Origin of the sequence: Roseateles sp., from assembly GCF_036486225.1 — a bacterium.
GTDB lineage: Bacteria > Pseudomonadota > Gammaproteobacteria > Burkholderiales > Burkholderiaceae_C > Roseateles.
Window position 1 is genome coordinate 1 of the sequence record NZ_DASVNZ010000098.1, and the last position, 8,757, is coordinate 8,757.

The 8,757-nt window shown below is 70.8% G+C and carries 8 protein-coding genes; 4 read left to right on the forward strand and 4 right to left on the reverse strand.

The annotated features are described in order from the left end of the window. Window positions 1-11 precede the first annotated feature (11 nt). Both VF536_RS07350 and VF536_RS07355 read right to left on the reverse strand, forming a co-directional pair. Window positions 12-1,520: a GMC family oxidoreductase gene (locus VF536_RS07350; protein ID WP_331614160.1), complete on the reverse strand. Its 1,509-nt coding sequence runs from the start codon at window positions 1,518-1,520 to the stop codon at window positions 12-14. Next, entirely contained in the window at window positions 1,517-2,131 is a 615-nt protein-coding gene (locus VF536_RS07355) for an isochorismatase family protein (RefSeq protein WP_331614161.1), read from the reverse strand. Before VF536_RS07355 ends, VF536_RS07350 begins: the two co-directional genes overlap by 4 nt. A 236-nt stretch (window positions 2,132-2,367) precedes the next feature. Between VF536_RS07355 and VF536_RS07360 the strand changes: the two genes are divergently transcribed. The 3 genes from VF536_RS07360 to VF536_RS07370 all read left to right on the forward strand — a co-directional run bounded on the left by VF536_RS07360 (window position 2,368) and on the right by VF536_RS07370 (window position 5,316). Further along, window positions 2,368-3,282 (forward strand): LysR substrate-binding domain-containing protein, encoded by a 915-nt coding sequence (locus tag VF536_RS07360; protein WP_331614162.1) that lies wholly within the window; start codon window positions 2,368-2,370, stop codon window positions 3,280-3,282. A gap of 147 nt (window positions 3,283-3,429) precedes the next feature. After that, window positions 3,430-4,314, forward strand: a complete 885-nt coding sequence (locus VF536_RS07365; protein WP_331614163.1) for a pirin family protein — start codon at window positions 3,430-3,432, stop codon at window positions 4,312-4,314. A 45-nt stretch (window positions 4,315-4,359) separates the two neighbouring features. Beyond that, window positions 4,360-5,316 carry a LysR family transcriptional regulator gene (locus tag VF536_RS07370; protein WP_331614164.1) on the forward strand — a complete coding sequence of 319 codons (957 nt, stop codon included), beginning with the start codon at window positions 4,360-4,362 and terminating at the stop codon, window positions 5,314-5,316. Window positions 5,317-5,355: 39 nt separating this feature from the next. Here the strand turns inward: VF536_RS07370 and VF536_RS07375 are convergent, their stop codons facing one another. Next, on the reverse strand, window positions 5,356-5,724 hold the full coding sequence (locus tag VF536_RS07375) for a DUF1330 domain-containing protein (protein ID WP_331614165.1): 369 nt from the start codon (window positions 5,722-5,724) through the stop codon (window positions 5,356-5,358). A gap of 235 nt (window positions 5,725-5,959) precedes the next feature. Between VF536_RS07375 and VF536_RS07380 the strand changes: the two genes are divergently transcribed. Beyond that, window positions 5,960-8,212, forward strand: coding sequence for a GAF domain-containing protein (locus VF536_RS07380; RefSeq protein WP_331614166.1), 2,253 nt, complete (start codon window positions 5,960-5,962; stop codon window positions 8,210-8,212). Here VF536_RS07380 and VF536_RS07385 read toward each other — a convergent pair. Continuing rightward, the coding region (locus VF536_RS07385; protein WP_331614167.1) for an NAD-binding protein at window positions 8,199-8,757 on the reverse strand (559 nt) is incomplete at its 5' end. The genes VF536_RS07380 and VF536_RS07385 overlap by 14 nt on opposite strands.

Genomic DNA, 8,757 nt, shown 5'->3' on the forward strand with positions numbered 1-8,757 from the left:
GGTGCTCGTGCTCATGCCGGTGCTCCCAGGCTGCGGCCGGCGAGGTGCCAGGCCATCATCATCGTGGTGATGTTGGGCGGTGCGCTGGGAACCAGCGGCATGATCGACGCGTCGATCACGAACAGCCCGTCAACGCCGAACACACGGCCGCCGCCGTCGACGACACCGTCCCCCGGCCGGCCCATGCGGCAGGTCGAGGTCGGATGCGCGTAGCCGTCGAGATCGCGCGCGATCGCGGGCCCCAGGTCGTCGCCGTCGGACACGCCCGCGCCCGGCGCCATCTCCGCGTGCACCAGATCCGCGAACGGCGGCTGGCGACCGATCGCCCGCGAGATCCGCACCGCCTCCAGCATCCGCGAGCGATCACGGCTGGTGCCGAGGAAGTTGTAGCGGATGCGCGGCGCCGATCGCGGATCGCGGTCGACGATTTCCAGGCCGCCGCGCGCTTCCGGCTGCGTGAGCGCCACGGCCAGCACGATCGCGCCGCCGGTCGGGCTGAGCGCCGGATCGAACAGGTGCGTCGCGGAGACGTGCACGTCCAGATCGCCGGGCGCCGCTTCCGACGACGCGGCCCACAGGATCGCGCCCGCTGCCGGATGCATGCCGGCAGCCTCCGGCGTCAGGGCGTAGCCGTTGTAATAGAACGGGTGCTCCTGCAGGCCCTCGCCCACCGGCAGATCGGCCACCAGCGGCACGCCGAGCCGCGACAGCACCGCCGCCGGCCCCACGCCGGAACGCATCAGGATCGCCGGGCTGCCGAAGGCGCCGGCGCTGAGGATCACCTCCTTCGCGCGCCAGGTCTTGCCATCGGCATCGACGACGCCCACGGCGCGGCCGTCCTCGATCAGCACCTTGTCGATCTCGACGCCTCCGTGGATCGCGAGGTTCGGCCGCGCACGCACCGCCTCGTCCAGGAAGGCGATCCCCGTGTTGATGCGACGCCCCGAAATGACGTTGAGCGGATACGGCGACACGCCGGCCTGCTCGCCGCCGTTGAAGTCGTCCACGCGGGCGAAGCCGAGATTCGCGGTCGCATCGACGAAGGCATTCAGCGCGGGCGTCAACTCGTCCGGACGACGATGACGGATCGGCAGCGGGCCGCTGCGGCCGCGGAAGTCGTCCTCGCCGTCGGGCGTGTTCTCGATGGCCTTGAAGGCGGCGAGCACCTCTTCCCATTCCCACCCGGCGATGCCGAGCGCGCGCCACTTCGCGAAGTCCTCGGGCCGCGAGCGCATCGCCACCGCCGCGTTGACTGCGGAGCAGCCGCCGATCGTCTTGCCGCGCGGCGCGCGGATGCGGCGCCCGTCGATACCGGTCTCCGCCGTGTAGCCCCAGTCGTGCCCGTCCGGACCGCCGGCAGTGTCCGCGTCGGCGAGGTCGCGGGGGAACACGTTGGGCCGGTAGGCCTGACCGGCCTCCAGCAGCAGGACCCGTCGCGACTGGTCCGCGCTCAGCCGGTGGGCGAGCACGGCGCCGGCCGAGCCCCCGCCGACGATGAGGGTGTCGTAGGCGGCGGTCATTGCTTCAGCGCTCCGGCGACCTGGCCCATCAGCACGGCGAAGGGCATGTCCAGCGCGGCGTAGACCTCCAGCGCCTTCGGGTCGGCGTTGTCGGCCATGATCTCGACCATCAGCGTCGCGTAGTCGGAGACCTCGATGCCCAGGGCCGCCAGGCGGGCCACGCCGGCCTCGCGCTTGGCCGGCGTGAAGGTGCCGCAGGCGTCGATCGCGACGATGGGCTGGAAGCCCTCCTCCTGCGCGGAGATCGCCGGCAGCGAGGCGCAGACCTCGAAGGACAGGCCCGCGATGATCAGGTGGTCGCGGCCCGTGGCCTTGACCGCGTCGACGAAGGGCGCGAAGTCCCAGGCGTTGACGGTCGAGCGGTCCATGATCTCGCCGCCGCCCAGCGCTTCCTTGAGCTCGGGCGCGGTCGGGCCCCACATGCTGTCCCGGGCCGTGGTGATCGCCACCACCGGCAGGCCCAGCACCTTGGCCGCCTTGGCCAGGCCGACGACGTTGTGCTTCAGGTCGCTGACGGTCATGTCGCGGACGCCCGTCAGCAGGCCCACCTGATGGTCGATCAGCAGGACGGCGGTGTTGTCGCGATTCATGCGGGTGCGCTTGGTCTTCATGGAGGTTCCTTGAGGGTGGAAGGACTCCGGTTGCGACGACGCCGCGAGGTGTTCCGGAGTGATTTCATTCCATCCGACGGACCTCGGCCGATCAACGGGGCGCGCTTGAATCGAGCTTCCAACAGCTCGGAAGATCGACGTCGGCCCGCCGATCAAACCAACGCCACAATCCGCTCGCCGACCGCTCGCCACCGTTCACCCGCGGCCTCCAGGAGGAGGCCGGAAAGAGGACGCCCATGCTCGATCTCAACGATTTCCGATACTTCGTCGAAGTGGCCGATCGCGGCGGCCTGTCCGCGGCCGCTCGCGCGCTGGAGCGGCCCGTGTCGACGATCAGCTACCGCATCCAGCAGCTGGAGCGCGAGCTCGGCGTGACGCTGTTCGCGCGGACCTCCCGCCAGGTGACGCTCACCGAAAGCGGCATGGAGTTCTACAGCCACGCCGTGGCCACGCTGGCCCGCGCGGACGAAGCGGAACTGGCGATGCGCAGTCTCTCGAAGGAGCCCGCCGGGACGGTGCGCTTCACGGTGGCGACGGCGACGGCGCAGTTCGCGATGGCGAGGATGGTGTCGACCTTCCTGGAGAAACATCCGAAGGTGGAGATCGTCCAGCACGCGGGCGACAACAACGTCGATATCGTGGCGGACCGCTTCGACTTCGCGATCCGCGCGTACTCGGGCGCGCTGCCGGATTCGACAATGGTGCAGCGCCCGCTGGCGGAGGCGCCGTGGCACCTGTTCGCGTCGCCGGGGTATCTGGCGTCGGTGGGCACGCCGCAGACGCCGGACGACCTGAGCGGTTGCGCGAGCCTGTTCATGAAGCGCGACAGCGTCACGCCGTCGTGGCGACTGCGCCGCGCGGACGATCCCGAGCAGGTGGTGCAGGTCGGCATCCGGCCGAAGCTCCTGGGCTCCTGCATGGTGACGCTGAAGCAGGCGGCGGCGTCCGGCCTGGGCATCGTCGCCCTGCCCGCCTACGTGTGCCGGGACGAGGTGCGCGCGGGCCTGCTGCAACGCGTGCTGCCGGACTGGATCGCTGCGGAGGCGACCATCACCGTGCTGATGCCCAGCCGCCGCGGCATGACCGCCGCCACGCGCGCGTTCATCGAGCACATCGCCGACGCGTTCCCCGAGGCGGTGCGGCTGGACTGAGCGCCAGCGCGCCGCGTCCATCGCACCGGCGCGCCATCATCCAGCCGGTTGGAAGCAGCATCCCGTTCCGACGGCTTCTCCCGGTGCGGCCCGGCCTCCAGAATTTCCTCGAGGACGCGACTCGTGCGTCCGCTGGAGCACAACCCCATGGACACTACCGACACCCTCGCGACTGCAGAGGTCGCTGCCGACCGCGTCGGCGACGCGATCACCGGCAGCCCGCAGACCATCGGCCGCCACTTCACGGCGCGTCATTTCTCCGAAGAGATGTTCCGCGGCCGGATGGACCCGCTGCTGATGGTCGACCACTTCGTGATGACCGGACCGACCTTCGCGCCGCACCCGCACGCGGGGATCTCGGCGGTGACGATGATGTTCGAGGACGCCACCGGCGGCTTCTTCAACCGCGACACGCTGGGCAAACGCTTCGCGCTTCGCGCCGGCGACCTGTACTGGCTGGCGGCGGCCGGCGGCGCGGCGCACGAGGAAGTGCCCGAGCCCGGCGCGCGCACGCATGCGCTGCAGATCTTCGTGAACCTGCCGGGACGGTTGAAGCACGGGCCGGCCCACTCGCTGCTGGTGCGCGCGGAGGACATCCCGGTGATCGAGGACGACGGCCATCGCGTGCGGGTCGTGCTGGGCCGCTCCGGCGACGTCGTCGGCGCGACCGGGACGCCGGAGCCCTTCACGCTGCTGGACATCGCGCTGCCCGCCGGCGGCAGCTTCTCCCATCCGCTGTCCTCCGACGAGCAGGCGTGGATCTACGTCATCTCGGGCGCAGCGACCTTGCATGCGCGGGACCAGGCCCGCGTCCTGCCCGAAGGCCGCGCCACCACGGTGCGCGCCGGCGCGGACGGCATCGTCCGCCTGGAGGCCGGGGTCGACACGCACGCGGTGCTGATGGCGGCAAAGCCCATCGGCGAGACCTTCGTCAAGCACGGGCCGGTCGTGATGTCGACGACGGCCGACGTGCGCCAGGCCTTGATCGACTACGCCGACGGGCGCTTCGGGGCGTTACCTCCGGAGCGCTGACCGGCGCGGCCTATCATGGGCGCCTCCTCCCGAAGCGCCGCGCGAGTGACCACTTCCCCGCCCGTGAAAGACGGCGGCAGCCACGCTGACCGCCACGTCGACCGCCAAGAGTTGTTGCTCGATGAGATGGTGGCCTTCTGGCATGTCGTCGAGCACGGCGGCTTCTCGCAGGCCGCGCGGGCGCTGGGCGTGGAGCCCTCGTCGATGAGCCGGAGTGTGGCGCGCCTGGAACGCGCGCTGCAGGCCAAGCTGCTCATCCGCGGCCCGCGTTCGATGGCGCTCACCGAGCTCGGCGAGCAGGTGCTGCGCGACAGCGCGCTGATCCGCGACGCGGCCACCAACGTGCATGCGCTCGCCGCGCGTTACGGCTCACGGCCCTCCGGCATGCTGCGCGTCTCGGCGCCGGTGGTGCTGGGACAGCTGTGGCTCGCGCCGCGGCTCGCGTCCTTCGCGGCGGCGTATCCGGACGTCGACCTCCAGCTCTCGCTGAACGACCGCCCGGTGGACATTGTCGCCGAACGCGTGGACGTCGCGCTGCGCATCACGGCGCAGCCGCCTCAGGATCTGGTCGCACGCAAGCTGTTCGACACGCCCTACGTGCTGGTGGCCTCGCCCGCCTACCTGGCGGCGCACGGTGCGCCGGAGCGCCCCGAGACGCTGACGCGGCATCGCTGCATCCACCTGGGCTTCGGCGCGTTCGACGCCAACTGGCCGCTGAAGCGCGGCGAGGAGCAGGTCGTCGTCGCCATCGCCCCGCGGCATGCCATCGGCAACAGCCTCGCGCTCGCGACGGCGGCGGAGCACGGCGCAGGGATCGCGCTGCTGCCCTTGTTCTCCGCCCAGGTCGGGCTGGACGCGGGGCGGCTGGCCCGCGTGCTGGAGGCGTGGTCGCCCGCCGGGACCTACGAGCGCGCCGCCTATCTGCTCTACGCGGCCGGCGCGCGCGTGCCGCCGAAGGTCAAGGCCTTCGTCGAGCACATGAGTGCCACGACCGACCCCTGACCGACCCTTGATCGATCCTCGATCGGCCCTTGACCGGCGTCAGCCGATCACCCGACCCTCGGTGATGACGGCGCGGTAGGTGGCGCCCCGGAAGCGATGCTGCGCGGCGGCCTGGTACGCCGGGCTGAAGTACCAGGCGCGCGCCGCAGCCACCGACGGGAACTTGAGCAAGACCACGCCTTCCATCGGCGCGCCTTCCACGACCTCATGCGCGTCGTACGCCGCCAGCACCTGGGCGTCGTGCCCTTCGAAGGTCGCGCCTACGGCGGCGCCGTACTGCGCCATCTCATCGGCGTCGAGGGTCGCTTCCTTGATGAAGAAGATGTACGCCGGCTTTGCCGTCGGCGCGTCGGGCGCTGTCACGGGGGTGGTGGTGGAGGTGCCGGAGGTGGAAGTGGCTTGAGACATGGAGCTGCCTGTCGGATTGAACGTGGGGTTGAACGTCGGGTTGAACGTTGGACATGTCGCCGGAGCGGCGCGCGCAGGCAATGTAGGCCGGCGGTGCCGCGCTGAACAGGTGGCCGCCGACCGATCTCTTTCAATCGGCGTTTGAAGATGCGGGCGACGTCCGGCCCGGCGCCTCCGGGCTTACCCCACAGACCCTGCTGATCGGCCCGGGAAGCGACAGCGCTAACATCGGCCGATGGGCACGGAACAGCAGTACATCGACGCGATCGGCCGCATGGCCGTGGTGCCGACCATCCTGGACGCCACCGCGCGTCTCACCGGGATGCGATTCACCGCCGTCGCCCGGGTGACCGACACCTCCTGGACCGCCTGCGCGGTCCGCGACGAGATCGCCTTCGGGCTCAAGCCCGGCGACGAACTGGAACTCGTCTCGACGATCTGCAACGAGATCCGCCAGCACGGGCACCCCGTCATCTTCGGCAGCGCCAGCGAACACGAACATTTCCGCCACCACCACACGCCGAAGCAGTACGGCTTCGAGAGCTACGTCTCGATCCCGATCTTTCGCGCGGACGGCTCGTTCTTCGGCACGCTGTGCGCGATCGACCCGCAGCCCGCGAAGCTCGACGATCCCGTGCTGCAGCAGACGCTGGAGCTCTTCGCCCAGCTGATCGCCACCCAGCTGGACGCGCAGGACCTGGACGCCCAGCGCCAGGCCGCCCTGGCCGCGGCCGCCGACGCCCGCGAGCTGCTGGAATGGGAGAACCAGCGCATCACCGCGCTGCTCAACGAGCGCGAGCAGGTGGAGCAGGTCATCACCCGCGAACTGAACGACACGCGACGCCTGCGGGACGTGGCCGCCCGGCTCATCGGCACGGACGGCGGCTCGACGCTGTTCGGCGAGATCCTCGAGGCGGCCATCGAGATCATCGACGGCGACGCCGGCACGATCCAGCTGCTCGACGAGCAGACGGGCACCCTGACCTTCCTCGCCTCGCGCGGCTTCAGCCCCGAGGTCAGGGCGCACTTCGCGGTGGTCGACGCGTCGTCGGGCTCGCCCTGCGGCCGGGCGCTCGCCGCGGGACAACGGACCTTCGTGCGTTTCGACGACCCGGACGATCCGGACCTGGACGGCTCCAACCGGCTGCATCTGGACGACGGCGTGCGCTGCGCCCAGTCCACGCCGCTGCTCAGCCGCTCGGGGCGTCCGATCGGGATGTTCTCCACGCATTGGGCCGAGCCGCGCGAGCTCAGCGAACGAGAGCTGCGTTTCCTCGACCTGCTGGGCCGCCAGGCCGCCGACCTGATCGAGCGCAACCAGGTCCAGGAAGCCCTGCTGGCGCGCGAGCGTGAACTGCGGGAGGAAGCCCGCCGCAAGGACGAATTCATCGCCGTGCTGGCCCACGAGCTGCGCAACCCCCTGGCGCCCATCCGCAGCGGCATCGAGGTGCTCAAGCGCGCCAACGGCGACGTCCAGCTGATCGAGCGCGTGCGGCCGATGATGGAGCGGCAGATCGCGCAGGTCGTCCACCTGATCGACGATCTGCTGGACGTCTCGCGGATCCGGTCGGGCAAGGTGCAGCTCAAGCGCGAATGGGTGAGCCTGCGATCGCTCGTCGAGAGCGCGCTGGAGGCGCATCGCAGCCAGATCGTCGCCGGCGGCATCGATCTCGTCGTCGATCTCGACGATCCGGAGCGGCAGCTGGACGTCGACCCGACGCGGCTGTCGCAGGTGATCTCGAACGTGCTGCACAACGCGGTGAAGTTCACCGCGACCGGCGGCCGCATCACGATCCGTTCCAGCGTCCAGCCGGCAAGCGCCGGTGAAGGCCTGGAGCAGGTGCTCCGCATCACCGATTCGGGCGTCGGCATCGCCGCGGAGATGCTGCCCAACATCTTCGACCTGTTCACGCAGGCGCGATCGGACAGCTCGCGGCACGGCGGGATGGGAATCGGCCTGGCGCTGTCGCGCAGCCTGATGGCCTTGCACGGCGGCTCGATCGAGGCGGCCAGCGTCGGCGCCGGCCACGGCAGCGAATTCGTGATCCGGCTGCCGGTGGGAACGCCCGCGGCACCGGCGCCGGTCCTGACCCGCGACGAGAACGACGCGGACCTGGCCGGCCTGCGCGTGCTGGTGATCGACGACAACCAGGACGCCGCCGACGGCGTCGCGATGCTGCTGACGATGTGCGGCGGCGAGGTCCGCGTGGCCTACGACGCGACGCGCATCGTCGACGAGGTGCGGACCTTCGAGCCCGGTCTGGTGCTGCTGGACATCGGCCTGCCGGGCATCGACGGCTATCAGGCGTGCCGGAACGTGCGCGAGGAGGTCGGCCACGGCGTGCAGATCGTGGCGCTGACCGGCTGGGGCCAGGAAGAGGACCAGCGGCGCGCGACGGCCGCCGGCTTCGACGCGCACCTCACCAAGCCGGTGGACCTCGCGAGCCTGGCGCGGATTGCGTCGAGCGCGGCGCTCAAGGCGGGCTGACCGCCGGCTTCGTCAGCAGCTGCTGCACGCTCGAGAAGTCCAGGCCTCCCCGTCCGGCCCGGCTGTTGAGCGCGTAGAGGTTGCGGGCGAGCTCGCCGAGCGGCACGGCCGCGCCGACCTGTAGTGCCGCCTCGACCGCGAGGCCGAGGTCCTTGAGCATCAGGTCGCTGCCGAAGCCGCCGCTGTAGCCGCGCGACGCGGGCGCTTCCGGCTTCACGCCGGGCCATGGATTGCAGACCTCGGTGGCCCAGCTGCGGCCGGTGCTGACGGCCATCATCGCGGACAGCGCCTGCGGATCGAGGCCGTGCGACACGCCGAGCGCCAACGCCTCGCCGGTCACCGCCATGATCACGCCCAGTGCCATGTTGTTGCACAGTTTGGCGACCTGGCCGGCGCCGGACGCGCCCATGTGGAAGATGTTCTTCCCCATCGCGGACAGCACGGGGCGAGCGCGTTCCAGCGCGGCCGCCTCGCCGCCGACGATGAAGGTCAGCGTGCCGGCCGCGGCGCCGGCGGTGCCGCCGGAGACCGGCGCATCGATCATC